Here is a 25,413-nt window from a genome sequence, read left to right as displayed (position 1 = left end):
TGAGACAAAGCGGCCGAACCAAAGCCGCCGTCCGGTCATGGTGGACCGGCTCCGGCGAACCCATGCATGGAGGACGTGACGTGGCGAACGACGCCAGCACTGTTTACGACCTAGTGATCCTCGGCGGCGGCAGTGGCGGCTACGCGGCCGCTCTGCGTGCCGCGCAGCTGGGACTGGACGTCGCCCTGATCGAGAAGAACAAGCTCGGGGGCACCTGTCTGCACAACGGCTGCATTCCCACCAAGGCGCTGCTGCACGCCGGTGAGATCGCGGACCAGGCTCGCGAGAGCGAGCAGTTCGGTGTGAAGGCCACCTTCGAGGGCATCGACATCGCGGCCGTCCACAAGTACAAGGACGACGTGATCTCGGGCCTGTACAAGGGCCTGCAGGGCCTGGTCGCCTCGCGCAAGGTGACCTACATCGAGGGCGAGGGCCGGCTGTCGTCGCCGACCTCGGTGGATGTGAACGGGCAGCGGATCCAGGGCCGGCACGTGGTGCTGGCGACCGGTTCCGTACCGCGTTCGCTGCCGGGGCTGACGATCGACGGCAACCGGATCATCTCGTCCGACCACGCGCTGACCCTGGACCGCGTGCCGAAGTCGGCGATCGTGCTGGGCGGCGGTGTGATCGGCGTCGAGTTCGCCTCGGCGTGGAAGTCCTTCGGCACCGACGTGACGATCGTCGAGGGCCTGCCGCACCTGGTCCCGGTCGAGGACGAGAACAGCTCGAAGCTGCTGGAGCGGGCCTTCCGCAAGCGCGGCATCAAGTTCAACCTGGGCACCTTCTTCCAGAGCGCCGAGTACACCGCGGACGGTGTGAAGGTGACGCTGGCCGACGGCAAGACCTTCGAGGCCGAGATCCTGCTGGTGGCCATCGGCCGCGGCCCGGTCTCGCAGAACCTGGGCTACGAGGAGCAGGGCGTCGCGATGGACCGCGGCTACGTCCTGGTCGACGAGTACATGCGGACGAACGTCCCGACGATCTCGGCGGTCGGCGACCTGGTGCCCACGCTCCAGCTCGCGCACGTCGGCTTCGCCGAGGGCATCCTGGTGGCCGAGCGGCTGGCGGGCCTGAAGGCCGTGCCGATCGACTACGACGGTGTGCCGCGCGTGACGTACTGCCACCCCGAGGTCGCCTCCGTCGGCATCACCGAGGCGAAGGCCAAGGAGATCTACGGCGCGGACAAGGTCGTGTCGCTGAAGTACAACCTGGCGGGCAACGGCAAGAGCAAGATCCTCAAGACCTCGGGCGAGATCAAGCTCGTCCAGGTCCGCGACGGTGCCGTCGTGGGCGTCCACATGGTGGGCGACCGGATGGGCGAGCAGGTCGGCGAGGCCCAGCTGATCTACAACTGGGAGGCGCTGCCGGCCGAGGTCGCGCAGCTCATCCACGCGCACCCGACGCAGAACGAGGCCATGGGCGAGGCCCACCTGGCGCTCGCGGGCAAGCCGCTGCACTCGCACGACTGACCCTCACAACACGCCACCCATCCGCACAGATTGCAGAGGAGTAACCGCAACCATGGCGGTTTCCGTAACCCTGCCGGCGCTCGGCGAGAGCGTGACCGAGGGCACCGTCACCCGCTGGCTCAAGGCCGAAGGTGAGCGCGTCGAGGCCGACGAGCCGCTGCTGGAGGTGTCGACGGACAAGGTCGACACCGAGATCCCGTCGCCCGTGTCCGGCGTCCTGGCGTCCATCAAGGTCGCCGAGGACGAGACGGTCGAGGTCGGCGCCGAGCTGGCAGTGATCGACGACGGCAGCGGCGCGCCCGCGGCCGCCCCCGCCCCGGCCGCCGAGCCCGCCCCGGCCCCCGCGCAGCCCGAGCAGCCCGCCCAGGCCGCGCCGTCCACCGAGGCCGCCGCCCCGGCTCCGGCACCGACGGCGCAGGCCACCGAGGGCGCGTCCGGCGCGTCCGGCACCGACGTGGTGCTGCCCGCGCTCGGCGAGTCCGTCACCGAGGGCACCGTGACCCGCTGGCTGAAGGCCGTCGGCGAGTCGGTCGAGGCCGACGAGCCGCTGCTGGAGGTGTCGACGGACAAGGTCGACACCGAGATCCCGTCGCCGGTGTCCGGCACGGTGCTGGAGATCCTGGTCCAGGAGGACGAGACGGCCGAGGTCGGCGCCCGGCTCGCGGTGGTCGGCGCTGCCGGCGCCGCGCCCGCCGCCGCCCCCGCGCCTGCCGCGCCCGCACCGGCCCCGGCTGCTCCCGCGCCCGCCCCGGCCGCCCCGGCTCCGGCTCCCGCCGCCCCGGCCCCCGCGCCGGCCCCGGCTGCCGCCGCGCCCGCTCCGGCCCCCGCGGCTCCGGCTCCGGCCCCCGCGCCGGCTCCCGTCCAGCCGCAGGCCGCTCCCGCCGCTCCCGCGGCCACCTCCCCGGTGGACGAGGGCGCGTACGTGACCCCGCTGGTGCGCAAGCTCGCCGCCGAGAACGGTGTGAGCCTGGGCTCGGTGCGCGGCACGGGCGTCGGCGGCCGGATCCGCAAGCAGGACGTCATCGCCGCCGCGGAGGCCGCCAAGGCCGCCGCGAGCGCCGCTGCCGCCCCGGCCGCGCCCGCCGCCGCGCCGAAGGCCGCCCCGGCGGTCTCCCCGCTGCGCGGTCAGACGGTCAAGATGACCCGGATGCGCAAGGTCATCGGCGACAACATGATGAAGGCCCTGCACTCGCAGGCGCAGCTGACCAGTGTCGTCGAGGTGGACGTCACGCGGCTGATGCGGCTGCGCGGACAGGCCAAGGAGGCGTTCGCGCAGCGCGAGGGCGTCAAGCTCTCGCCGATGCCGTTCTACGTCAAGGCCGCCGCGCAGGCGCTCAAGGCGCACCCGGTGATCAACGCCCGGATCAACGAGGACGAGGGCACGATCACCTACTTCGACAGCGAGAACATCGGCATCGCCGTGGACTCCGAGAAAGGCCTGATGACCCCGGTCATCAAGGGTGCGGGCGACCTCAACATCGCGGGGATCGCCAAGAAGACCGCGGAGCTCGCGGCCAACGTCCGGGCCAGCAAGATCACCCCGGACGACCTGGCGGGCGCGACCTTCACGATCAGCAACACCGGTTCGCGCGGTGCGCTCTTCGACACCGTGATCGTGCCGCCGAACCAGGCCGCGATCCTCGGCATCGGCGCCACCGTCAAGCGCCCGGTGGTCCTGGAGACGGTGGACGGCACGACGATCGGCGTCCGCGACATGACGTACCTGTCGCTGTCCTACGACCACCGGCTGGTGGACGGTGCCGACGCGGCCCGCTACCTGACGGCGGTCAAGGAGATCCTGGAGGCCGGCGAGTTCGAGGTCGAGCTGGGCCTGTAAGGGCCCCGCACGGCCGACAGCACACGGCTGCGCCCCCGTCCCGGTTTCCGGGGCGGGGGCGCAGCCGTCTGACATGCGGTCCGGTGAGAGGCAGGGTTGCTTCCGCGTCGTATCGTCTAAGGCACGCCACCCGTGAAGGAGCGCGCCCCATGACCCATGCCGCAGTCCCCCACCTGGTCGTGCACAGCCTCCGCGACCAGATCCGCGAGCACATCCTGGAGGGGATCGTCAGCGGCCGCTGGAAGCCGGGCGAGCGCATCGTGGAGCGCCGGATCGCGACCGAGCTGCAGGTCAGCCAGACGCCGGTGCGCGAGGCGCTGCGCGAGCTGGAGACGCTGCGGCTCATCGAGTCGGCGCCGAACAAGGGCGTGCGGGTGCGCCGGCTGACGGCGGCCGAGCTGCGGGAGAGCTATCCGGTGCGGGCGGGCCTGGAGCAGGTGGCGGCCGAGCTGGCGGCCCCGCGGCTGGCGGCGGACCCGTCGGCGCTGGAGCGGGAGGTCGAGGCGCTGCGGGTGGCGGACGCCGAGCTGGACGGCGAGGCGCAGGCCCGGCACACGGTGGCCTTCCACCACGAGATCGTCCGGGCGACCCACAACAAGGTGCTGCTGCACGCGTGGGAGGCGCTGGGCATCGAGGTGTGGACGACGCTGTCGATCCGCTGGCTGAGCCCCGCGCCGCGGGCGTACGCCGCCGAGCACCAGGAGATCGTGGACGCGTTCACGCGGCGCGACCCGGAGATCTGCGCGCTCATCAAATCGCATGTGATGAGCTGCGCTCCGCAGGTATAGGCATGCCGTCGGCCGCATAATCGTCCGAGGTCCGCGGAGGGTCCGGCACGATTCGAAGGCGGAGCCGTGACGGCACGGCGTGCCTTGAAGGCTGGCACCCCGTGCCGACTTTGGATTCACCCCCTGACCAGCATTGATCGATCATCGATCGCGGAGGTATCGTCGATGCCAGAGGGCGAGCCCTGTCTGCCGACGAATCCCCTTCGCTCCTCATCACCTCCCTCCGTCCGGAAGGCGGCACCCCATGCCTGACGCCGTAGGCCGTACCCGGCCAGGTCAGCTCGATCAGATCCCCGATCGGGACCCGGAAGAGACCGCGGAATGGCTCGCGTCGTACGACGCGGTCACCCAGGCCGCCGGCCCGCACCGGGCCGCGTACCTGATGCGGCGCGTCCTCGACCACGCCTCGGCCGGCGACACCTCCGGCCCCGGCGGCGGCCCGGCGCTGCCCGCCCTCCTGGAGACGGAGTACGTCAACACCATCCCCACCGCCGCCGAGCCCGCCTACCCGGGCGACGAGGCGCTGGAGGCCCGGATCACCGCCTGGAACAGGTGGAACGCCGCAGCCATGGTCACCCGCGGCAGCAAGCTCGGCCTCGGCGGCCACATCGCCACCTTCGCGTCGGCGGCCTGGCTGTACGAGACGGGCTTCCAGCACTTCTTCCGCGGGAAGGAGGGCGGGGGCTCCGGCGACCAGCTCTACATCCAGGGCCACGCCTCCCCCGGCATCTACGCCCGCGCCTTCCTCGACGGCCGGCTCTCCGAGGCGCAGCTCGACCGCTTCCGGCAGGAGGCCGGCGGCGACGGCCTGCCCTCGTACCCGCACCCGCGGCGGCTGCCGTGGCTGTGGGAGTTCCCCACCGTCTCGATGGGCCTCGGCCCGCTGTCCGCGATCTACCAGGCGCGCTTCAACCGCTACCTGGAGCACCGCGGCATCAAGGACACCTCCGACTCGCGCGTGTGGGCCTTCCTCGGCGACGGCGAGATGGACGAGCCCGAGTCGACCGCCGCCCTGGCGCTCGCCGGGCGCGAGGGCCTGGACAACCTGACCTTCGTCGTCAACTGCAACCTGCAGCGCCTCGACGGCCCGGTCCGCCCCAACTTCAAGATCGTGCAGGAGCTGGAGGCGCAGTTCCGCGCCGCCGGCTGGAACGTCGTGAAGGCCCTGTGGGGCTCGGCGTGGGACGCGGTCATCGCGCAGGACACCGAGGGCGCGCTGCTGCGGCGGCTGCGCGAGGTGCCGGACGCGCAGTTCCAGACGTACGCCACGCGCGACGCGGCCTACATCCGCGAGCACTTCTTCGGCGCCGACCCGGCGCTGCGCGCGCTCGGCGGCACGCTCGCCGACGCCAAGCTGCTGGAACTGTTCCAGACCTCGCGCGCCGGGCACGAGCCGCGCAAGGTCTACGCGGCCTACCGCGCGGCCGTCGAGCACAAGGGCGCCCCGACGGTGATCCTGGCCCAGACCGTCAAGGGCCACACCCTCGGCGCGGGCTTCGAGTCGCGCAACGCCAACCACCAGATGAAGAAGCTCACGCTCACGCAGTTCCGCACCATGCGCGACCTGCTGGAGCTGCCGATCCCGGACAGCGCGCTGGCCGGGGACACCGTCCCGTACTGGCACCCGGGCGAGGACTCCGCCGAGATGCGCTACCTGCGCGAGCGGCGCGCCGCGCTCGGCGGTCCGGCCCCGGCCCGCCGGGTCACCGCGCGGCCGCTGCCGCTGCCGGCCGCGGACAACAAGGCGTACAAGGCGCTGGAGCAGGGCTCGGGCACGCAGGAGATCGCCACCACGATGGCTTTCGTCCGGCTGGTCAAGGACCTGATGCGGGAGAAGGAGACCGGCCGCCGCTGGGTGCCGGTCGTCCCCGACGAGGCGCGCACCTTCGGCATGGAGTCGCTCTTCCCGTCCGCGGGCCTGTACTCGCCCAAGGGCCAGACGTACGACCCGGTCGACCGCGACCAGCTGCTGTACTACAAGGAGGCGAAGGACGGCCAGATCCTCAACGAGGGGATCACCGAGGCCGGTTCGCTCGCCGACTTCACCGCGGCGGCCACGTCGTACGCCACGCACGGCGAGCCGATGATCCCGTTCTACATCTTCTACTCGATGTTCGGGTTCCAGCGCACCGCCGACCAGTTCTGGGCGCTCGCCGACCAGCTGGGCCGCGGCTTCGTGATCGGCGCGACCGCCGGCCGCACCACGATGACCGGCGAGGGCCTCCAGCACGCCGACGGCCACTCCCACCTGCTCGCCTCCACCAACCCGGCGGCGCTCTCCTACGACCCCGCGTTCGCGTACGAGGTCGGGGTGATCGTCCGCGAGGGCCTGCGGCGCATGTACGGGCCCGACGCCGAGGACGTCTTCTACTACCTGACGGTCTACAACGAGCCGAAGGTGCAGCCCGCGATGCCCGCGGGCGCCGAGGAGGGCATCCTCAAGGGCCTCTACCGCTACCAGGAGGCCGCCGGCGCCGCGACCGGCGCCCCGCGGCTCCAGCTGCTCGCCTCCGGCACCGCGATCCACTGGGCGCTCGACGCGCAGCGGCTGCTCGCCGAGGACTGGGGCGTGGCTGCCGACGTGTGGTCCGCGCCGTCCTGGACCGAGCTGCGGCGCGAGGCCATGGAGTGCGACGCGGCGCGGCTGCGCGGCGAGGAGCGCACCCCGTACGTGACGCGGGCGCTGGAGGGCGCGCCGGGCCCGGTCGTCGCGGTCAGCGACTGGATGCGGGCGGTGCCCGACCAGATCGCCCCGTGGGTCGAGCAGGACTGGACGTCGGTCGGCACGGACGGCTTCGGCCTGTCCGACACCCGCGACGCCGCCCGCCGCCACTTCGGCGTCGACCCGCAGTCCCTGACCGTCCAGGCCCTCGCGGCACTCGCCCGCCGCGGCGACATCGAGCCGTCGAAGGTCAAGGAAGCGGCGCAGCGCTACGGCCTCTGAGCCCCGTGGCGCGGGTACGGGGCGCGTGGCCCCGTACCCGCGCCGCGCCGTTCGGCGGGCCGCGGCCCGTCCTGGCCCAAGTGCCCTGACGCTTGGGGGAATTGGGCAGCATTGTTGGCCCGAAAGGGATTGCGGGGTGTTACACGTACCCGCTAGCTTGCCCCGGATGCCTGCCAACCCCACCCCGCTGGCCGCCCCCACGGCGGAGGACCTGCACGCCTGGTACCGCGTGCAGTCGGCCGCGTTCGCGCACGACCGGCCCGGTGAGCCGGTGCCCTCGCACGCCGCGGTCCGGGCGCGGCTGACCACGACCGGCAGCGGCCGCCGGCAGGTGCTGTGGCTGCTGCGCGGCGCGGCCTCCGACCCGGTGGCCACCGCGTCCCTCCGCCTCCCGGCGGACACCGACGGCACCGCGGCCGTCGGCGAGATCCGGATGACCGTGCACCCGGCGCACCGCCGGCTCGGCACGGGCTCACGGCTGCTCGCGACCGTCACCGAGGCGGCGGCCGCGGAGGGCTGCGGCAGCCTCGTCGGCGAGGTCACGTCCGGCACCTCCGGCGAGGGTTTCCTCGCCACCCGCGGCTTCGTCCCCGTCCTGCGCCGCACCTGGCAGCGGCTGCCGCTGGACGACCTGCCCGCCGCCGTCGCCAAGCTCCCCGACGTACCGCACCCCGGCTACCGGCTCACCGCCTGGGAGGGCGCGGCCCCCGACACCCTCGCCGACGGCTTCACCGCCGCCCTGCGCACTCTCCCGCCGCTCCCCCCGGAGGCCGGACTCGCCCCGGGCGCGACCCGCTGGGACCCCTCGTGCGTCCACGAGACCGCCGAGCTGGCCGCCCGCCGCGGCGACCGGCTGCTCACCGTCGCCGCGCTGCACGACACCGGCGACCTCGTCGGCTACGCCACCGTGCTGCTCCCCGGCGACGGCGCGCGCCGCGCCCGCCAGTACGACGCCGCGGTCGTCCCCGACCACCGCGGCCACGGCCTCGCCCTGTGGATGACGGCCGAGCTGCTGCGCCGCACCGCCGCCGCGCAGCCGGGCCTGACCGAGCTGTACACCGCCGTTCCCGACGACAACCGCCACCTGCTCACCGTCAACGCGACGCTGGGCTTCCGTCCGCTGCGCCGCACCGTCCGCTACCGCCACCGGCTGCGCGGTCGCTGAGCCGCACACCCCACAGGCGCACGCACCTTTCGGGCGTACGCCCCGTGGGCGGGCCTTTCGGGCGTGCCGGCCGGGCGCGGGGCCGGGACCGCGCGCCGTGCCGCGCACCGGTGTGCGTAACGACACGGACGCGTCCGGCGGAGATCGCGTGCATGCGCCCGCGGCAACCGGGAAGCTGGACCGGTGATGGACGAGACGGAGTTCTGGGAGATCGTCGACAGCACGCGCGAAGCGGCGGGCGGCGATCCGGACGAGCACGCGGACCTGCTCGTCGAGCGCCTCACCCGGCTCGACCCGGAGGCCGTGCTCGACTTCGCACGGCACTTCGAGACCCGCTTCCTGCGGGCCTTCCACTGGGACCTGTGGGCCGCCGCCGACATCATGCTCGGCGGCGCCGACGAGGAGTCCTTCGACTACTTCCGCTGCTGGCTCATCTCCCAGGGCCGGCACGTCTTCGAGGGCGCCCTCGCCGCGCCCGACGACCTCGCCGAGCTGGTCCCCGGCTTCGACCCCGACACGGACGGCGACGCGGAGGACGTCGGCTACGCCGCCGACGAGGCGTACGAGCGGCTCACCGCGCTCCCGCTGCCCGACCTGGGGCTGCCGCCCCAGGAGGACCCCGAGGGCGAGGCCCTCGACTTCGACGACTCCACGGCGATGGCGGCGAGGCTGCCGCGTCTGTGGGACGCGTACGCCTGAGCTTCCCCCGGCGGGCGCCCCGCGTGGCGGCGCGGGCCCGTCCGGAGCGGACGACGGAACGGAACGACGCAGCAGAACCGCGCGCCCGGCGGCGGGGGCGAGCGCTCCGGGAGAGGATGAGGGCATGCGGATTGCCGTCACAGGTGCGTCGGGACTCATCGGGGGTGCGCTGCGCGCGGGGTTGGAGCGCGACGGGCACGAGGTCGTACGGCTGGTCCGGCGCGAGCCGGCGGGCCCGGACGAGGTGCGGTGGGATCCGGCGGCGGGCCGGCTCGACCCGCGGGACCTCACCGGCGTCGAGGCCGTCGTCCACCTCGCGGGCGCCGGCGTCGGCGACCGGCGCTGGACCGCGGCTCGCAAGAAGGTGCTGTACGACAGCCGGGTCGTCGGCACCCGGACGCTGGCCGAAGCGCTCGCCGCGATGGACGTCCCCCCGCGCGTCCTGGTGTGCGGCTCCGCGATCGGCTACTACGGCGACACGGGCGACCGGCCCGTCGACGAGTCCGCCCCCGCCGGGCACGGCTTCCTCGCGGAGCTGGTCCGCGACTGGGAGGCCGCCGCGCAGCCGGCCGCGGCGGCGGGGATCCGTACCGCGTTCGCCCGTACGGGCCTGGTCGTGGCGCGCGAGGGCGGCGCGTGGGGGCGGCTCTTCCCCATCTTCACGGCGGGCCTGGGCGGCCGGCTCGGCAACGGGCGGCAGTTCTGGAGCTTCATCTCGCTGCGGGACGAGCTCGCGGCGCTGCGGCACATCCTCGACACGGCCGCCCTCACCGGCCCGGTCAACCTGACCGCGCCCGAGCCGCTGACGAACCGTGAGGTCACCGCGGCGATGGGCCGCGTCCTGCACCGGCCGACGCTCGCGGCCGTACCGGCACCGGTGCTGCGGGCGGCGCTCGGCGAGTTCGCCGGGGACGTGCTGGGCAGCCAGCGGGTGCTGCCCGCGCGGCTGCTGGAGTCCGGCTTCACCTTCGCGCACCCCGGCATCGACGACGCGATCCGGGCGGCGTTGCGTACCGGATAAGGCCGGATCAGGCCGGTTGCGCCCGCATCAAGGACCTTTGATGAGGGCATGACCCTTACCAGCGTTCCGCGCCGCGCGCGCCCCACCGACCGAGCCGCACCGGTCGCGCGCCCCGCGCGGGCGCCTTACGAGCGGGGAGTCGACCCGAACCTCGGGGAGGGACATCGTGCTGTCAGCACGCGGCAAGACCACAGCACCTGTGGACGTCATCGTGATCGGAGCGGGCCTCGCGGGCCTGGCCGCAGCGCACCATCTGCTGGACGCGGGCCTGACGGTCGGCGTGCTGGAGGCCACGGAACGGGTCGGCGGCCGGATGGCCACCGACACCGTCGACGGCTTCCGGCTCGACCGCAGGCCGCAACTGCTCAACACCTCCTACCCGGAATTCCACCGGGTGCCCGGCCTGCGCGGACTGCCGCTCGCCGCGCTCGCGCCCGGCGCGCTCGTCCGCGCCGGGGGACGCGGCTACCGGGTCGGCGACCCGCGCGGCATACGGGCCGCGGGCCTCGGCTCCGCGCTGGACCGCGCCCGGCTCGCCGCGACCCTCGGACGGCTCGCCGGCGCACCCGACGGGCGGCTCGCCGCGCGTCCCGAGACGACCGCCGCGCAGGCCCTGGCCCGGCGCGGCTTCGCGCCGCGCAGCGTCGAGGGCTTCCTGCGGCCGCTGCTGGCCGCGCTGCTGTGCGACCCCGAGCTCCAAACGTCCAGCCGGGTCGCCGACCTGGTGCTGCGCGGCTTCGCCCGGGGCCGCACCTGCGTACCGGCCGGGGGCGCGGCGAGCCTGCCCGAACGCCTCGCGGCCGCGCTGCCGCCGGGCACGGTACGGCTGGGTACGCGCGCGGAGCGGGTCGCGGTGCACAGCGTGCGCACCGCGGACGGCACGGAACTGCCCTGCCGGGCGGTGCTCGTGGCCACGGGCGCGCGGGCCGCGGCGGAACTGCTGCCGGGGCTCCGGGTGCCGGGCTTCCACCAGGTGACGGTCTACCACCACACCGCGCCGACCGCGCCGCTGCGGGAACCGGTGCTCGTCCTGGACGCGGACCGGCTCGGGCCCGTCTCCCACTCGCTGCCCGCCTCGGCGATCGACCCGACCCGCGCGCCCGCCGGACGCCCCCTGATCACCTCGGTCGTCCTCGGCCCGCCGCCGGACGGCGACTCCGACAAGACCGTACGGGCGCATCTCGCGGAGCTGTACGACACGCCGACGGACGAGTGGGAGCTGCTCGGGGTCCGCACCGACCCCGAGGCGGTCGCCGCGATGCCCGCGCCGCACGACCTGCACCGGCCCGTGCGGCTCCTCGACGGCCTCTACGTCTGCGGCTCGCACCGCACCTCCAGCACGGTGCAGGGCGCGCTGATCTCCGCGCGCCGCGCCGCTTCCACGGTGGCCCGTGACGCCCTCCCCTCCCCCTCCCCCCACCAGGCCGCGGCCTGACCCCACCCGGGGGGGCTTGCGCTGCCGCGCGGGGCAGCCCCTCGGGGCGCGGGAGCCTTGCGCTGCCACGCCGGACACCACCAGAGGCGCGGGGGCTTTGCGCTACCACGCCGGGCACCACCCGGAGCGCGGGAGCTTTGCGATGCCCCGCCGGGCACCACCCGGGGCGCGTGGGGGTACCCCCAGGCGAAGGCGCTGGGGGAGAACGGAGCGAGCAACCCACCACCGGCCGGTGGTCCGGAGCGGACCGAACTGCCCCTTCGGGCCGGTGACGACCCGCGCCACGTTGGTGGCTGAGCGCGCAGTTCCCCGCGCCCCTAAAAAACGGGTGCCCCGCCGAGCAGAAGCAGCGCCCCGCAGGGGCGCGTGGGGGTACCCCCAGGCGAAGCTCTGGGGGAGAACGGAGCGAGCAGCCCACCACCGGCCGGTGGTCCGGAGCGAAACCGAACCGTCCCACCGGCCCGCGCGGCAACGCAGGCGCGGGGTCAGAGGGGGAGGCCCGCGGGGGATGTGCGGGTGAAGAAGGCGCGGGCGGCGGAGGTGTCGCGGTAGGGGTCGAGACGCCGCGCGAAGTCCCGCGCGTAATCCGCCGCGCGAGCGGACCGCATGTCGGCGGCCCCGCGGACGACCTCCGCCCCGAGGGCGCACGCCGCGTCCACCTCGCCGAGGGCGAGCCGCGCGGAGGCGAGGACGGCGCGGCAGAAGAGCCGGCTGCGGGCGTATCCGGCGGCGCGCAGCTGGAGGGAGCGTTCGGCCTGCGCGACCGCGGCCCGGTACTGGCCGAGGTCGCGGTGGCAGTGGCCGAACTCGTCGGCGAGCTGGGCCTCGTCGAAGAAGCGCGCCCAGGGGGGCAGTTCGTCACCGGGGCGGGCTGCGGCGTAGGCGCGTTCGGCGCGGGCGAGTGCGGCGGTGCAGGCGCGGGTCTCACCGAGGACGCCGTGTCCGCGTGCCTCGGCGGCGTGCAGCAGTGCCCGCACCGCGGGCGGCGCCGACGTGCCGACGCCCTGCTGGGCGACCCGGGCGAGCTGCACGGCTTCGCGTCCGTGTCCGAGGTAGACCGCCTGGCGGCTCATCGTGACGAGGACGTACCCGCCGTGGACGCGGTCGCCCGCGGCCTGGGTGAGGCGCAGCGCCTGGACGAAGTAGCGCTGGGCGAGGCCGTGCGCCCCGATGTCGTAGGAGGTCCACCCGGCGAGCCGGGTGAGGTCGGCGACGGCGGCGAAGAGCCGACGGCCCTGGGTCTCGCCGTAGCTGCCGCGCAGCATGGGTTCGGCCTCGTGTTCGAGGTAGCGGACGAGGGCCTGGCGGGCGTGGCCGCCGCCGTAGGCGTGGTCGAGGGTGCGGAAGAGGTCGCCGACGGCGCGCAGCGCCGCGATGTCCCCGGCGCCGACGCGGCCCACGGCGGCGGGCGGGAGGGCGCGGCCGTCCGGTCCGGCGCCGCGCTGCGGGCCGCGGCTCTGCGCGGGCACCCGCGCCCCGCCGTCGGCTCCCGGACGGGCCGGGCCGTACGCGGCGACGGGTCCGCGCGCGGGGCCGCCGTACGTTCCTCCGGGCAGAAGGCCCGGGGGGCGTGCGGCGGTGGCGGTGCCGGGCGGCGGGGTGCGCGGGACGGCGGTGGTGCGGGACTGCGGGACGGGGGTGGACAGGCGGCTCACGGAGTCGTCGGCGGCGCCGATGAGCCAGTCGCGGCTGGGGACGACAAGACCCGCCGGGGAGAAGGCGATCTTGCGCAGTTCGGCCTGGTTGCCGGTGTCCTTGCGCCACAGGCCGCTCACGATGTCGATGGCCTCGGCGGCGCCGGCGGCGTATTCGAGTCCGGCGTAGACGGGCGCGCACGCGTCGAGCCCGAGGTCCTGGGCGGACAGCCGGCGGCCGAGGCGCTGGGTGAAGACCTCGGCGATGAGCGCGGGTGTGGTGCCGCGCGGCTGCTGGCCGCGCAGCCAGCGGGTCACGGAGGTCTTGTCGTAGCGCAGGTCGAGCCCGTGTTCCTGGCCGAGGCGGTCGACCCGGCGGGCGAGGCCGGCGTGCGAGAAGCCCGCTTCGGCGATGAGCGCGGCGAGCCGGGCGTTGCGGTGCTGGGTGCGTTCGCCGCGGCCGGTACCGGCGGGCCCGCCGGGTTCGGCGGGGCCGGTCCGCGGGTCCTGGCCGGTTTCGGGGTCGGTGTCCAGGGCCGTCTCCTCCGCCGCGTCCGCCGTGTCCGGTGCGGACTGCGCGGGCGGCGGGTGGTGGCCGGTGGCGGTGGGGCGTCCGGGCCCGGGGGCCGGGACTGCGGAGGGCGCGTTCGGGGTGCGCGGCGTGACACTGTCGGCCATCGGCGGTACGGCCCTCTTCCCATGCGGCAACGTCGGATCGGCGCGAATGTAACGGCCGGGGCCGTCCGGCTCGCCACAAGAGCCCCGTATTCGTCCGATTGAGCGACAACGGTCCGCATTGCCGGGTAAGCAACCCGCGCCGGTGGTGGTCACCGTGGTATGGGTCACGCCGTCGCACGCCCGGCGGGCCCGCCCCGCGCAGGGTTGCTCCGCGCGTCCGCCGTACAGTTGACGGGGCGCCTCACGACAACCCGCGTCGGCCGCGCCGCCGCACCGCGAAGGAGTCGCCGTGAGTGAGCTGAAGTTCGTTCACCTGGGTTTCGGGCCCGACGCCGTGGAGTACCAGGAGGCGTGGCAGCAGCAGCGCACGGTGCACGCGGCGCGGTTCGCCGACGAGATCCCGGACACCGTCCTGATGCTGGAGCACCCGCCGGTCTACACCGCGGGGCGGCGTACCGCGGACAGCGAGCGCCCGCTGGACGGCACCCCGGTGGTGGACGTCGACCGCGGCGGCAAGATCACCTGGCACGGCCCCGGCCAGCTCGTGGGCTACCCGATCCTGAAGCTGCCGCGCCCGGTGGACGTCGTGGCGCACGTCCGCCGGATCGAGGAGGCCCTGATCCGGGTGGCCGCCGATTTCGGCGTCGAGACCTCCCGGGTGGAGGGGCGCAGCGGGGTGTGGGTGCTGGGCGACCCGGTCGAGAAGCGGCCGAGCGGGCTGACGCTGGACTTCGACCCGCGGCTGACCGACGACGAGTTCGACCCGCGGCTCAACGGCCCGGAGTACGCGCCCTCCAACGCCGGCCAGCGGCGCGAGGACCGCAAGCTCGCGGCGATCGGCATCCGCGTCGCCAAGGGCGTGACCATGCACGGCTTCGCCCTCAACTGCGACCCCGACACCACCTGGTACGACCGCATCGTGCCGTGCGGCATCCGGGACGCCGGTGTCACCTCGCTCGCGGAGGAGCTGGGCCGGGACGTCACCGTCGCCGAGGTGCTGCCGGTCGTCGAGAAGCACCTCGCGGACGTCCTGACCACGGCCGTCCCGCTGCCCCGGGTCATCGACGAGCCGTCCAGGAATTCCGCGGCGTAAGCTGGCGTTCACCGAAGAATCAAAGCCTCAGGCACAATCTCAGCTTTAGGGAGCCGGTCGTGTCCGCAGTCTCACCCGACGGACGCAAGATGCTGCGCCTGGAGGTCCGCAACAGCGAGACCCCCATCGAGCGCAAGCCCGAGTGGATCAAGACCCGGGCGAAGATGGGCCCCGAGTACACCCAGATGCAGTCGCTCGTGAAGCGCGAGGGCCTGCACACGGTGTGCCAGGAGGCCGGCTGTCCCAACATCTACGAATGCTGGGAGGACCGCGAGGCGACGTTCCTGATCGGTGGCGACCAGTGCACCCGGCGCTGCGACTTCTGCCAGATCGACACCGGCAAGCCGCAGGCGCTGGACCGGGACGAGCCGCGCCGCGTCGGCGAGTCCGTCGTCACGATGGACCTGAACTACGCCACGATCACCGGTGTCGCCCGCGACGACCTGGCGGACGGCGGCGCCTGGCTGTACGCCGAGACGGTGCGGCAGATCCACGCGATGACCGCCGACCGGGCCGCCGGACGGACCAAGGTCGAGCTGCTCATCCCGGACTTCAACGCGGTGCCCGAGCAGCTCGCCGAGGTCTTCGGGGCGCACCCGGAGGTGCTGGCGCACAACGTCGAGACGGTGCCGCGGATCTTCCGCCGGATCCGCCCCGGCTTCCGCTACGAGCGCTCCCTGGAAGTGATCACGCGGGCCCGCGAGGCGGGCCTGGTGACCAAGTCGAACCTGATCCTGGGCATGGGCGAGGAGCGCGCCGAGATCAGCCAGGCGCTGCAGGACCTGCACGACGCGGGCTGCGAGCTCATCACCATCACGCAGTACCTGCGTCCCTCCGTGCGGCACCACCCGGTGGAGCGCTGGGTCAAGCCCGCGGAGTTCGTGGAGCTGAAGGAGGAGGCCGAGGAGATCGGCTTCGCCGGTGTCATGTCGGGCCCGCTGGTCCGCTCGTCCTACCGCGCCGGGCGCCTGTTCCAGCAGGCCGTCGACCGCCGCGCGCGGCTGGGCGCGGTGCCCGGCGCGGTGCACGCGGGCTGAGCCGCCGGGGGCTCGGGTGTGAGTCCCCTCACCTGGCCCTGCCGGGCTGCCGGAAGAGTGACCTGGCGGGGCGGGGTGCGGGCGGGGGTGGGGCTTTCATGTGAGATTGACCGGGTGGTCACCGGCTGGTAACACGTTGTCGCGAGCCTGGTTCTCACGGCCGGTACGGGAGTCCGCCCACCCCGTCCGCGCCACGTACGACACAGCACCGCGCACTCCGGTTCGTCTCGTTGCCTCTGAGGGGGACGCCATGCCGTCCGAGTCGGTCCACGCCCGTCCGCACCTGCATCTGCACCTGCCCACGCACACGCCGGTGGCCGGCGCGCTGCGAGCTGTCGAATCGTTTCTGCTGCGTGGTGGCCAGCAGACCGCCCGGCGCAACGCCTGGGCGTCCGTCGTCGCCGACCGGCAGCGCGCCCGGGACCGCCGGGAGGCCGAGCACGAGATGGCGGCCCTGACGACCGGCGCCGTCCCGGACCCGGCGGCGGCCCTGGCCACGGCCGCACGCGAGGACGCCGTACGCGACTGAGCCGGACCCCGGCACAGCAGGTGGTCGCCGTGACGGGCGAGCTCGCGGCCACGTATCCTTTGCCCCATGGCGAGGAAGACATCCGAGAACCCTGGGCGACTGGCACAGATCGCTCAGACGTACAAGATGACCCGGCAGGCCGACCCCAAGGTCGGGCTGATCGTGGCGGCTGTGGGAATCGTCACCTTCGGTGTCATCCTCGCACTCGGATTCCTGATCGATCATCCGATCTGGGCCGGGATCCTGGGCTTCCTGCTGGCCTTCCTCGCGATGGCGGTGATCTTCGGCCGCCGCGCCGAGAAGGCCGCCTTCGGGCAGCTGGAGGGCAAGCCCGGCGCGGCCGCGGCAGTGCTCCAGAACGTGGGCCGCGGCTGGACCGTGACACCGGCGGTGGCCATGAACAAGAGCCAGGACGTGGTGCACCGGGCGGTCGGCAAGGCCGGCGTGGTGCTGATCGGCGAGGGCAACCCGAACCGCGTCAAGAGCCTGCTGGCCAACGAGAAGAAGAAGGTCGCCCGGATCGTCTACGACGTGCCGGTGCACGACTACATCGTGGGCACGGGCGAGGGCGAGCTGTCCCTCAAGAAGCTGCGGACGACCCTGCTGCGTCTCCCCCGCACCCTGACCGGCCCGCAGACCACCCAGGTCAACGACCGGCTGCGCGCGCTGGGCGACCCGATGTCCAAGCTGCCCATCCCGAAGGGCCCGCTCCCCAAGGGCATGCGGATGCCCAAGGGCCGCTGACCTCTCCCTCACCTGACCCGGAAGGGCGCTCCCGTCACGGGGGCGCCCTTTCCGGCGTCCGGGCCCTGCCGCGGGTGGGCCGGGCCGGACCGGCCGGCGGGCTAGACGCGGATCTGGACGGTCTTGACGGCCCTGTCGTGCAGGCCGCGGGTGTCGCGGTCGAAGACGACGGCCGGGACGACCAGCAGCACCAGCACGGTGCGCAGGACCGCGCCCAGCGGGGTGAGGCGCTTGCCGTCGATCTGCACGACCCGGGTCCGCATGATGAGCTTGCCGGGCGTCGCGCCGACGAGCGCGAGACCGATCATGCTCACCGCGCCGAACACCAACAGCGCCCAGTTGTTCGCCAGATGGGCGTGACGGTGCGCGAGCAGACCGTATGCGATCAGTACGCTGAGGAACCAGTCGATGAACAGCGCGGCGATACGCCGGCCGACGGAGGCGATGGAGCCGGGCCCGTTCTCCGGGAGCCCGAGGCGCTCACCGCGGTACCCGAATTCCACGCCCATCTTCTCGGCTGCCGCACGGGGCCCCGAGAGCCACGATCCGATGACTTCCCTGTTGTCCACCCGACCACGGTAACCCCCGGACGGCCCAGCGCCGCGCCCCGGGGACCCGGTGCGCCACCACCCGGTTAACACCTACGAAACAAATGGGTCATGCTTGAGAAATGCCAGGTCCTTAAGGTCATGGCAGTGTGGGCGCGCCCAGTGGCCGCACCTCGATCGCCAGCCCCGGCCGGTCGGCCGGGCCTAGGAGGAGTGGGATGTTCCAGAACGCCGACGACGTCAACAAGTTCATCTCGGACGAGGGCGTCAAGTTCGTCGACGTCCGGTTCTGTGACCTGCCCGGTGTCATGCAGCACTTCACGGTCCCGGCATCGGCGTTCGACCCGAGCGAGGAACTCGCCTTCGACGGCTCGTCCATCCGGGGCTTCCAGGCGATCCACGAGTCGGACATGGCGCTGCGCGCCGACCTGTCCACGGCGCGCGTGGACCCCTTCCGCCGCGACAAGACGCTGAACATCAACTTCTTCATCCACGACCCGATCACGGGTGAGCAGTACAGCCGCGACCCGCGCAACGTCGCGAAGAAGGCCGAGGCCTACCTCGCGTCGACCGGCATCGCCGACACCGCGTACTTCGGCCCGGAGGCGGAGTTCTACGTCTTCGACAGCGTCCGCTTCCAGACGTCGTCGAACGAGTCCTTCTACCACATCGACTCCGAGGCCGGCGCCTGGAACACCGGCGCCCTGGAGAACAACCGCGGCTACAAGGTCCGCTACAAGGGCGGCTACTTCCCGACCCCGCCGGTCGACCACTTCGCCGACCTGCGCGCCGAGATCAGCCTGGAGCTGGAGAAGTCCGGCCTCCAGGTCGAGCGCCAGCACCACGAGGTCGGCACCGCGGGCCAGGCCGAGATCAACTACAAGTTCAACACGCTGCTGGCCGCCGCCGACGACCTGATGCTCTTCAAGTACATCGTGAAGAACGTCGCCTGGCGCAACGGCAAGACCGCGACCTTCATGCCCAAGCCGATCTTCGGCGACAACGGCTCCGGCATGCACGTCCACCAGTCCCTGTGGTCGGGCGGCAACCCGCTCTTCTACGACGAGCAGGGCTACGCGGGCCTGTCCGACACCGCCCGCTTCTACATCGGCGGCATCCTCAAGCACGCCCCGTCGCTGCTGGCCTTCACCAACCCGACGGTGAACTCCTACCACCGCCTGGTCCCCGGCTTCGAGGCCCCGGTCAACCTGGTCTACTCGCAGCGCAACCGCTCGGCCGCGATGCGTATCCCGATCACCGGCTCGAACCCCAAGGCCAAGCGCGTCGAGTTCCGCGCCCCCGACCCGTCCTCCAACCCGTACCTGGCCTTCTCCGCCCTCCTCCTGGCCGGCCTGGACGGCGTCAAGAACAAGATCGAGCCCGCCGAGCCGATCGACAAGGACCTCTACGAGCTGGCCCCCGAGGAGCACGCCGGCGTCCCCCAGGTCCCGACCTCCCTCCCCGCGGTCCTCACCGCCCTGGAGGAGGACAACGAGTACCTCCAGGCCGGCGGCGTCTTCACCGCCGACCTGATCGAGACCTGGATCGACTTCAAGCGCACCCACGAGATCGCCCCGATCCAGCTCCGCCCGCACCCGCACGAGTTCGAGCTCTACTTCGACCTCTAAACCGGGACCTCGGCCCCTCTGTGCGAGGGGCCACTACAGAGCCTCTGAGCTGCGAAACCGCGGCTCAGAGGCTCTTGTCGTTGCGCGTCCGTCCACGCCCTCACGCCTCACGTGCGAGGGGGAGCATCGGAGGGCACAGCCCTTACTCGTCGCGTTCGAAGTCGGCCTCCCAGACCTTTCGGTCGAGGGCGCGCTGGGCGCCGAAGTAGAGGTCGTGGACGAAATTCTGCGCCTGCTCGGGCGGCAGGGCAGGGGCCTCGCTGCGGAGTCGGCGGGTCCAGGCGGCGATGTCGCCGTCCGCGGCGGCCTGTTCGGCGGAGGGAGGTTCCGCGTCGGCCACGGCGCGGCGGTCTGCTTCGGTATGCGTCTGCAGGCGGTCCGCGTCAGGGCGTTCCGGCAGGCCGCGGCTGTGACCCGTGTCGGGGTCGCCCTCGACCGCGCGGTTGGACTTGTGGTGGTGTGCCATGGCTGCTCCCCTCGCTCACCAGCGCGTCATCCGTAGGGGCAGGGTAGGCGCAAGCGAATTGCCCCTGTACATCATCATTTTAGGTGCCATGACGACCCGCGGCCATGTCGCACCACCCGCGGCTGCGGCGTAGCGTGAAGGGAAGAGACGGGGTGCCCGTCAGCTCGGCTCCCCGTACGCGAGGAAGCCTGTTGAGGAGCTGAGGGCCATGCGCAAGAACTCTCCGGTCAAGGGCCATCACGGTCTGGGAGCGCGGGGGCAGGGGAAGCAGCTCTACTTCCACACGCAGATCCCGCATGCGGAGCGGCAGCCCACGGACCCTGTCCAGGCCAAGCGGCAGCAGCCGCGCGAGCGCCGCGGACCGAACGGCCACTGGGCCCCGTAGAGCCCGCCCAGCTGCCCGAAAAGTCGCCGTAAACCAGTGAAGGTGGCATGGTGCACACGTCCGACCTGACTCCCGAGACCCTGGACGGCCTGCGCAGGCCGCGGCCCTATCCCGCGATCACGCTGGCGATGCCGACCGATCCCGACCGCCCGTTCGGCGAGAAGGACCGCATCCTCCTGCGCGACCTCGTCGTGCAGGCCAGAAGGCAGCTGGCGGACGACCCCGAGGTCCCCCGCGACGCACGGCTGGAGCTGCGCGACCGGATCCTGGACCCGGAGGCGATCGAGGAGGCGGGCGCGCCCTTCCACCCCGCGGGCGCGCTCGTCGTACACGTTGCGGCAGGCGAGCCGGTGCAGTTGTGGCAGCTGACCTCGCCCGCGGTCGTGCCGCGGGTGGAGTTCGCGACGGCCTTTCTGACGCGGTACGCGGTGGCGGCCGAGCAGCGCGCCCGGCCGTACCTCGTGCTCGTCCTCGACCAGGGCACGTGCCGTCTCTACCAGGGTTCGGTACGCGAGCTGGTCGAGGTGACGCGGCACGGCTTCCCCGAAGCCCCGCAGATCCCGTCACCGGAGGACGCCCTCCCCGGGCCGATCCCGCACGCGGCCCCGTACGAGAGCCACGGCGAGCGGGTCAAGCAGTATCTGCGCACGGTGGACGCCCGGCTGACGCCGGTGCTGGACGAGCACCACGGTGCGCCGCTGTTCGTCGTCGGCAGCGAGAAGGCGCTGTCGGTCTTCACCGGCCTCACCTCCCACCGCGGCCGCATCGCCGGCACCCTCCCGCTGACCGGCATGGACAACGACCCGGCGTCCGTCCTGGCCGAGCGGGTCGAGCCGCTGCTTCGGGACTTCCACGACCGGCAGGTGGCAGACGTCCTGGAGGACCTGGGCACGGCGGGCGCGCAGCAGAAGTACGCGGGCGGCCCCCAGGAGGTATGGACCGCGGCCGCCGACAACCGCGTCAAGCTGCTGGTGGTCGAGGACAGCCTCGCGGTGGCGGGCCACATCACCGACGACGGCCGCGAACTGGCCGTCGAGCCCTACCCGGAGCCCGTCACGCTCCCCGACCCGCGGCGCGATGCGCAGGCCCCCGCCGACACCGAGGGCCTGGCCACCGACATCGTCGAGCAGCTCGTGGAGAACGCGGTGGAGGCCGAGTCCGAGGTGCTCTTCGTCCCCGACGACACCCTGCTCGCCGCGGGCGGCGTCGCGGCCGTCCTGCGCTACTGAGCCGGAGACGGTCCGGTGCCCGCCGTCCCGTCGCCCGGGGCGGCGGCGCCGGGCGGCGGGGAGGGTTCGGGGACGCGCCGGAGGATGGGGAAGCGGTCCGCGTCGGGCAGGCTGAGGGGGCCGGGTGGGCCTGTCTGCTGGATCAGGTGGCCGAGGACCGTGCGGTGGGCCTCCTCGGAGACGTCGTCCCAGGGGTCGGGGGTCACGATCATGATCACTCGCATCAGGCTCAGATCCGATTCGTTCTCCAGCATCTGCGCCCGGTCGTCGCGGTCCGTCGTCTCGTCGGCCCGCATCGCGCGGATGGACTCCGCGAGGAGGTTGGGTTCCGCCCGCAGGCGGCGGCGCGCTTCCCGGCAGCCGTGCTGGAAGGCCGCGTACGCGTCCATCGCCTCACGGTCCAGGTCCTGGTAGCCGAACGGCGTGCCCTCGGTGGCTCCGATGTAGTCGCCCTTCAGCGTGTGCAGCAGGATCCTCAGCGCGTACGTCGCGGACCGCGTGGCTGTCGATATCGCTGGAGTCGGCCCACACCTGGATCCCCGAGGCCCCGGAGCCTCCGCCCTCGGTCGACCGTGCGGACCGTCCGCTGGCGCACGCGGAGATGCTGCTGAGCGGCGCCATGATCACCGCCCGCGGCGCCGTGGCCGACAGGCTCGCCCATCACCTGGTCAACGAGGCGCAGCCCGCGGAGCCGGTGACGTCCTCGCGCAGGGCGCCGACCTGTACCGCCGGGCCCGCAAGGCGCTCGCCGCCGCCCGTGACGGCGGGCCGGACCGGCTGGGCGCGTTCACGGTCGTCGCCTCGGATCCGGACCTCCCGTGGGCGGGCGGCTCCCGTTTCACGCTGCGGGCCGCGGGCGGACCGGTGGCCGACTTCGTCCGGAACGTCGGGGAGCAGGTTTGGATCACCGAGAACCTGATGCGCGGCCAGGGGTGGCGTGACGCCCTGCTGCACCGGGCGTTCACCGCCGTCTTCAGGGCCTCGCACCACTTCGGCATGCCCGGCTGGCCCGGCGTCGTGGATGCCGCGCTGGAGCGTCTCGCCGCGCTGGACCGGCAGTCCGCCATCCGGGCCTGGCGGCGGGTGCGGGACGAGCTGCGCCACGGCAGCCACAGCGGCCACGGCCCTTCGGCTGCCGGGCCGCCCGACCGGGAGCAGGCGGAGGGAGAGCCGGACGGGAGCTGAGGGTGCGCGGCGCAGGTGCCGCCCGGCCGGTGCCGTCACCGCGGGGGGTCAGTCGGTCAGGATGACGTCCAGGGTGCGGGGGCCGTGGACGCCCTCGACGCGGTCGAGTTCGATGTCGCTCGTGGCGGAGGGGCCGGAGATCCAGGTGAGGGGGCGGGTGGGGGTCAGGCGCGGGAGGGCCTCGGCGAGCGTGGCGACGGTCTGGGTGGCCGTGCGGACGACGCAGATGTGGTGGTCGGGGGCGAGCGTCAGCACCCGGCGGCCCTGGTCGGGGCCGGCGTCCAGCACGATCGTGCCGGTCACGGCGACGGCCACCCGGCAGCCGGTCAGCACGCTGTCCACACCGTCCAGTTCCAGGGCCGTGAGCGGCCGCTCGGGGGTGTCCTGCCGGACCTCGACGCCGTCCGCGGCCGCGAGCCAGCCCGCGGGCAGCCCGGGTGGCACGGCGACGCTGCGCGCCGCGCGGGCGGCGAGCAGCCGTGCCACCACCGCGGGCACCTCGGCCTCGGCGGCGTGGTGGACGTGGGCGCGGTAGTCGGCGAGGTTCTCGGCGAGCACGGCGACGAGGGCGCGGTGGCTCTCCGGGGACGCCGGCGGCGGAGCGGCGGGCGCCCCGCCCGCCGTCGGCGGCATCGCGGGGTCGGGGGCGTTGCGCGTCGCCTCGCGGATACGGGCCAGGACGGCGTCACGGCTGCTGGTCACGGGGTCTGCTCCTCACGGGACGCGGCGTGGTCCCGCCACCACGCGCGGAAGGGCCGGGCCGGCATCCGGGGCAGGTCGCGTTCGGCGGACCAGGCGCCCGCCGGGCCGGGCAGCGGGAGGGAGCGCGGGTGCAGGCCACGGGTCGCGGAGGCCGCGCGTTCGGCGGCGGCCAGGGCGGCGGGGTGGTCGAGCAGCCACGTGGCGGCGCGCATCGCGGCGCGCTCGGCGCGGTGGCCGGGCTGTTCGGCGACCCGCTCGCGCAGGTGCACCAGCACCTCCGGGATGTCGATGGCCACCGGGCACACCTCGTAGCAGGCCCCGCACAGTGACGAGGCGAAGGGCAGTGAGGCGTCCACCTCGCTCTCGGTGCCCCGCAGTTGGGGGGTGAGGACGGCGCCGATCGGGCCGGGGTAGGCGGAGCCGTAGGCGTGGCCGCCGGCCCGCTCGTAGACGGGGCAGACGTTGAGGCAGGCCGAGCAGCGGATGCAGCGCAGCACCTGGCGGCCCACGTCGTCGGCGAGAGTGGCGGTGCGGCCGTTGTCGAGCAGCACGAGGTGGAAGTCGCGCGGGCCGTCGCCCGGCGTGGTGCCGGTCCACATGGTGGTGTACGGGTTCATCCGTTCGGCGGTGGACGAGCGCGGCAGCAGCTGGAGGAAGACGTTCAGGTCCTCCCAGCGCGGCAGCACCTTCTCGATGCCGACGACGGAGATCAGGGTCTCGGGCAGCGTCAGGCACATCCGCCCGTTGCCCTCGGACTCGACGACCACCAGGGTGCCGGTCTCGGCGATCATGAAGTTGGCGCCGGACACCGCGACCTTGGCCCGCAGGAACTTCTCCCGCAGGTGCAGCCGGGCGGCTTCGGCGAGTTCGGCGGGCCGGTCGGTCAGGCCCTCGGGGGCGGGGCGGCCCCACTCGGCCATCTTCGTGGCGAAGATGTCGCGGATCTCGGTGCGGTTGCGGTGGATCGCGGGCACCAGGATGTGCGAGGGCAGGTCGTCGCCGAGCTGGACGATCAGCTCGGCGAGGTCCGTCTCGTAGGCGGTGATGCCCTGCTCGGCGAGGGCCGCGTTGAGGCCGATCTCCTGTGTGGCCATCGACTTGACCTTGACGACCTCGGTCTCGCCGGTCGCCCGCACCAGGCCGGCCACGATCCGGTTGGCCTCGTCCGCGTCGGCGGCCCAGTGCACGGTGCCGCCGGCGGCGGTGACCGCGGACTCCAGCTGCGTGAGGTAGGTGCCGAGGTGGCGCAGGGTGTGGTCCTTGATCCGGCGGCCGGCCTGCCGCAGCTCCTCCCAGTCGTCGAGTTCGCCCACGGCGCGGGCCCGCTTGTCGCGGATGGTGTGGGTGGCGTGCCGCAGGTTCGCGCGCAGCCCGGCGTCCTTGGTGGCGGTCTTCGCGGCCTTCGGGAAGGCCGGCATGCCCAGGTACGTACCGCTCATGCGGGGCTCCAGGGGTCGGTTTCGGTGGCGGCGAGGATCTCCGCGAGGTGCACGGCCGAAAGGGCGGCGCCCTGCCGGTGCAGCAGGCCTTCGAGGTGCAGCAGGCAGGAGCTGTCGGCGCCGCACAGCACGTCGGCGCCGCTGTCCAGGGCGCTGCGCACCTTGTCGGCGCCCATGGCCGCGGAGACGTCCGGGTTCTTGACGGCGAAGGTGCCGCCGAAGCCGCAGCACTCCTCGGCGCCGGTCAGCTCGGCCAGTTCCAGGCCGCGTACGGCACCGAGCAGGGCGAGCGGCCGGGTGCCGAGGCCGAGGGTGCGCAGGCCGTGACAGGAGGGGTGGTAGGCGACCTGGTGCGGGAAGTACGCGCCGACGTCGGTGACGCCCAGCACGTCGACCAGGAATTCGGTCAGTTCCCGTACCCGGGGCACGATCTCCCCCGCCGCGGCGGCGAGTTCTGGGCCGCGGCCCTCGCCTTCCGCGCGGGCGCCGATCCGCGGGTAGTTCTCGCGGACCATGGCCGCGCAGGACCCGGAGGGGGTGACGACGTGGTCGTAGCCCTCGAAGGCCCGCGCCATCCGCAGCACCAGGGGCTCGGTCATCCGCCGGTAGCCGGTGTTGAACTGCGGCTGGCCGCAGCACGACTGGGCGGCGGGGAAGTCCACCGTCACGCCGAGCCGTTCCAGCAGCCGGACGGTCGCGACGGCGGCACGCGGCAGCACGGCGTCGTTGACGCAGGTGGCGAACAGGGCGACGCGCAC

General features: G+C 73.5%; 23 protein-coding genes. 16 read left to right on the top strand and 7 right to left on the bottom strand.

The genetic code is table 11. From position 1 onward, the window contains the following. Positions 1–80: 80 nt before the first annotated feature. The 8 genes from lpdA (at position 81) to ACH4PY_RS31945 (ending at position 11,358) form a co-directional block, all read left to right on the top strand. A complete protein-coding gene (gene lpdA, locus ACH4PY_RS31980) occupies positions 81–1,469 on the top strand; it encodes a dihydrolipoyl dehydrogenase (protein WP_398191019.1) in 1,389 nt (462 codons plus the stop codon). Between the two features lie 52 nt (positions 1,470–1,521). Beyond that, positions 1,522–3,306 carry a 2-oxoglutarate dehydrogenase, E2 component, dihydrolipoamide succinyltransferase gene (gene sucB / locus ACH4PY_RS31975; RefSeq protein ID WP_398191017.1) on the top strand — a complete coding sequence of 595 codons (1,785 nt, stop codon included), beginning with the start codon at positions 1,522–1,524 and terminating at the stop codon, positions 3,304–3,306. Between the two features lie 149 nt (positions 3,307–3,455). Further along, complete coding sequence (locus ACH4PY_RS31970; protein WP_398191014.1) at positions 3,456–4,094, top strand: GntR family transcriptional regulator; 639 nt, start codon at positions 3,456–3,458, stop codon at positions 4,092–4,094. A gap of 244 nt (positions 4,095–4,338) precedes the next feature. Beyond that, on the top strand, positions 4,339–7,038 hold the full coding sequence (aceE, locus tag ACH4PY_RS31965; protein ID WP_398191011.1) for a pyruvate dehydrogenase (acetyl-transferring), homodimeric type: 2,700 nt from the start codon (positions 4,339–4,341) through the stop codon (positions 7,036–7,038). A gap of 166 nt (positions 7,039–7,204) precedes the next feature. Then, positions 7,205–8,203: a GNAT family N-acetyltransferase gene (locus tag ACH4PY_RS31960; protein WP_398191008.1), complete on the top strand. Its 999-nt coding sequence runs from the start codon at positions 7,205–7,207 to the stop codon at positions 8,201–8,203. Between the two features lie 186 nt (positions 8,204–8,389). Then, positions 8,390–8,902 carry a DUF4240 domain-containing protein gene (locus tag ACH4PY_RS31955; RefSeq protein WP_398191297.1) on the top strand — a complete coding sequence of 171 codons (513 nt, stop codon included), beginning with the start codon at positions 8,390–8,392 and terminating at the stop codon, positions 8,900–8,902. Between the two features lie 124 nt (positions 8,903–9,026). Further along, positions 9,027–9,923, top strand: a complete 897-nt coding sequence (locus tag ACH4PY_RS31950) for a TIGR01777 family oxidoreductase (RefSeq protein WP_398191005.1) — start codon at positions 9,027–9,029, stop codon at positions 9,921–9,923. Positions 9,924–10,089: 166 nt separating this feature from the next. Then, positions 10,090–11,358 (top strand): NAD(P)/FAD-dependent oxidoreductase, encoded by a 1,269-nt coding sequence (locus ACH4PY_RS31945; RefSeq protein WP_398191002.1) that lies wholly within the window; start codon positions 10,090–10,092, stop codon positions 11,356–11,358. 485 nt (positions 11,359–11,843) lie between these two features. On the opposite strand, the gene ACH4PY_RS31940 is transcribed toward ACH4PY_RS31945, so the two are convergent. After that, a complete protein-coding gene (locus ACH4PY_RS31940; RefSeq protein WP_398191000.1) occupies positions 11,844–13,670 on the bottom strand; it encodes a regulator in 1,827 nt (608 codons plus the stop codon). A 289-nt stretch (positions 13,671–13,959) separates the two neighbouring features. On the opposite strand from ACH4PY_RS31940, the gene lipB reads away from it, so the two are divergent. The 4 genes from lipB (at position 13,960) to ACH4PY_RS31920 (ending at position 17,073) form a co-directional block, all read left to right on the top strand. Beyond that, positions 13,960–14,763 (top strand): lipoyl(octanoyl) transferase LipB, encoded by an 804-nt coding sequence (lipB, locus tag ACH4PY_RS31935; protein WP_398190997.1) that lies wholly within the window; start codon positions 13,960–13,962, stop codon positions 14,761–14,763. Positions 14,764–14,822: 59 nt separating this feature from the next. After that, positions 14,823–15,800: a lipoyl synthase gene (lipA, locus tag ACH4PY_RS31930; protein WP_398190994.1), complete on the top strand. Its 978-nt coding sequence runs from the start codon at positions 14,823–14,825 to the stop codon at positions 15,798–15,800. 250 nt (positions 15,801–16,050) lie between these two features. Next, the gene (locus tag ACH4PY_RS31925) at positions 16,051–16,329 is read left to right on the top strand and encodes a hypothetical protein (protein WP_398190991.1); all 279 of its coding nucleotides are present in this window, start codon (positions 16,051–16,053) and stop codon (positions 16,327–16,329) included. Positions 16,330–16,395: 66 nt separating this feature from the next. Beyond that, on the top strand, positions 16,396–17,073 hold the full coding sequence (locus ACH4PY_RS31920) for a DUF4191 domain-containing protein (RefSeq protein ID WP_398190988.1): 678 nt from the start codon (positions 16,396–16,398) through the stop codon (positions 17,071–17,073). Positions 17,074–17,174: 101 nt separating this feature from the next. On the opposite strand, the gene ACH4PY_RS31915 is transcribed toward ACH4PY_RS31920, so the two are convergent. Further along, entirely contained in the window at positions 17,175–17,642 is a 468-nt protein-coding gene (locus tag ACH4PY_RS31915; RefSeq protein WP_398190985.1) for an RDD family protein, read from the bottom strand. 197 nt (positions 17,643–17,839) lie between these two features. Here ACH4PY_RS31915 and glnA point away from each other — a divergent pair, with 197 nt between their 5' ends. Then, positions 17,840–19,249 carry a type I glutamate--ammonia ligase gene (glnA, locus tag ACH4PY_RS31910; protein ID WP_398190982.1) on the top strand — a complete coding sequence of 470 codons (1,410 nt, stop codon included), beginning with the start codon at positions 17,840–17,842 and terminating at the stop codon, positions 19,247–19,249. Between the two features lie 142 nt (positions 19,250–19,391). Here the strand turns inward: glnA and ACH4PY_RS31905 are convergent, their stop codons facing one another. Next, positions 19,392–19,715, bottom strand: a complete 324-nt coding sequence (locus tag ACH4PY_RS31905) for a hypothetical protein (RefSeq protein WP_398190979.1) — start codon at positions 19,713–19,715, stop codon at positions 19,392–19,394. 208 nt (positions 19,716–19,923) lie between these two features. Here ACH4PY_RS31905 and ACH4PY_RS31900 point away from each other — a divergent pair, with 208 nt between their 5' ends. Continuing rightward, positions 19,924–20,100: a hypothetical protein gene (locus tag ACH4PY_RS31900; RefSeq protein ID WP_398190976.1), complete on the top strand. Its 177-nt coding sequence runs from the start codon at positions 19,924–19,926 to the stop codon at positions 20,098–20,100. A gap of 47 nt (positions 20,101–20,147) precedes the next feature. Continuing rightward, on the top strand, positions 20,148–21,329 hold the full coding sequence (locus ACH4PY_RS31895; protein ID WP_398190974.1) for a hypothetical protein: 1,182 nt from the start codon (positions 20,148–20,150) through the stop codon (positions 21,327–21,329). Here the strand turns inward: ACH4PY_RS31895 and ACH4PY_RS31890 are convergent. Further along, positions 21,323–21,718 (bottom strand): hypothetical protein, encoded by a 396-nt coding sequence (locus tag ACH4PY_RS31890; protein WP_398190971.1) that lies wholly within the window; start codon positions 21,716–21,718, stop codon positions 21,323–21,325. The genes ACH4PY_RS31895 and ACH4PY_RS31890 overlap by 7 nt on opposite strands. A 475-nt stretch (positions 21,719–22,193) precedes the next feature. Between ACH4PY_RS31890 and ACH4PY_RS31885 the strand changes: the two genes are divergently transcribed. After that, entirely contained in the window at positions 22,194–22,514 is a 321-nt protein-coding gene (locus tag ACH4PY_RS31885) for a hypothetical protein (protein ID WP_398190969.1), read from the top strand. A gap of 48 nt (positions 22,515–22,562) precedes the next feature. On the opposite strand, the gene ACH4PY_RS31880 is transcribed toward ACH4PY_RS31885, so the two are convergent. From ACH4PY_RS31880 to ACH4PY_RS31870, 3 genes are read right to left on the bottom strand one after another with little or no spacing between them, the layout of a single operon-like run. Next, positions 22,563–23,216, bottom strand: coding sequence for a lactate utilization protein C (locus ACH4PY_RS31880; protein WP_398190966.1), 654 nt, complete (start codon positions 23,214–23,216; stop codon positions 22,563–22,565). After that, positions 23,213–24,655 carry a lactate utilization protein B gene (locus ACH4PY_RS31875; protein WP_398190963.1) on the bottom strand — a complete coding sequence of 481 codons (1,443 nt, stop codon included), beginning with the start codon at positions 24,653–24,655 and terminating at the stop codon, positions 23,213–23,215. The genes ACH4PY_RS31880 and ACH4PY_RS31875 overlap by 4 nt, the downstream gene beginning before the upstream one ends. Further along, entirely contained in the window at positions 24,652–25,413 is a 762-nt protein-coding gene (locus ACH4PY_RS31870) for a (Fe-S)-binding protein (RefSeq protein ID WP_398190960.1), read from the bottom strand. The genes ACH4PY_RS31875 and ACH4PY_RS31870 overlap by 4 nt, the downstream gene beginning before the upstream one ends.

This window comes from Streptomyces sp. NPDC021224, assembly GCF_044332905.1.
GTDB lineage: Bacteria > Actinomycetota > Actinomycetes > Streptomycetales > Streptomycetaceae > Actinacidiphila.
This window is presented reverse-complemented; position numbering and strand designations above follow the sequence as displayed.

What these genes read in the sequence shown, in the direction of transcription:
- sucB (WP_398191017.1), top strand. Translation starts at nt 1,522, where the DNA reads ATGGCGGTTTCCGTAACCCTGCCGGCGCTCGGCGAGAGCGTGACCGAG.
- ACH4PY_RS31970 (WP_398191014.1), top strand. Translation starts at nt 3,456, where the DNA reads ATGACCCATGCCGCAGTCCCCCACCTGGTCGTGCACAGCCTCCGCGAC.
- aceE (WP_398191011.1), top strand. Translation starts at nt 4,339, where the DNA reads ATGCCTGACGCCGTAGGCCGTACCCGGCCAGGTCAGCTCGATCAGATC.
- ACH4PY_RS31960 (WP_398191008.1), top strand. Translation starts at nt 7,205, where the DNA reads ATGCCTGCCAACCCCACCCCGCTGGCCGCCCCCACGGCGGAGGACCTG.
- ACH4PY_RS31955 (WP_398191297.1), top strand. Translation starts at nt 8,390, where the DNA reads ATGGACGAGACGGAGTTCTGGGAGATCGTCGACAGCACGCGCGAAGCG.
- ACH4PY_RS31950 (WP_398191005.1), top strand. Translation starts at nt 9,027, where the DNA reads ATGCGGATTGCCGTCACAGGTGCGTCGGGACTCATCGGGGGTGCGCTG.
- ACH4PY_RS31940 (WP_398191000.1), bottom strand. Translation starts at nt 13,670, where the DNA reads ATGGCCGACAGTGTCACGCCGCGCACCCCGAACGCGCCCTCCGCAGTC.
- ACH4PY_RS31925 (WP_398190991.1), top strand. Translation starts at nt 16,051, where the DNA reads ATGCCGTCCGAGTCGGTCCACGCCCGTCCGCACCTGCATCTGCACCTG.
- ACH4PY_RS31920 (WP_398190988.1), top strand. Translation starts at nt 16,396, where the DNA reads ATGGCGAGGAAGACATCCGAGAACCCTGGGCGACTGGCACAGATCGCT.
- glnA (WP_398190982.1), top strand. Translation starts at nt 17,840, where the DNA reads ATGTTCCAGAACGCCGACGACGTCAACAAGTTCATCTCGGACGAGGGC.
- ACH4PY_RS31905 (WP_398190979.1), bottom strand. Translation starts at nt 19,715, where the DNA reads ATGGCACACCACCACAAGTCCAACCGCGCGGTCGAGGGCGACCCCGAC.
- ACH4PY_RS31900 (WP_398190976.1), top strand. Translation starts at nt 19,924, where the DNA reads ATGCGCAAGAACTCTCCGGTCAAGGGCCATCACGGTCTGGGAGCGCGG.
- ACH4PY_RS31895 (WP_398190974.1), top strand. Translation starts at nt 20,148, where the DNA reads ATGGTGCACACGTCCGACCTGACTCCCGAGACCCTGGACGGCCTGCGC.
- ACH4PY_RS31890 (WP_398190971.1), bottom strand. Translation starts at nt 21,718, where the DNA reads ATGGACGCGTACGCGGCCTTCCAGCACGGCTGCCGGGAAGCGCGCCGC.
- ACH4PY_RS31875 (WP_398190963.1), bottom strand. Translation starts at nt 24,655, where the DNA reads ATGAGCGGTACGTACCTGGGCATGCCGGCCTTCCCGAAGGCCGCGAAG.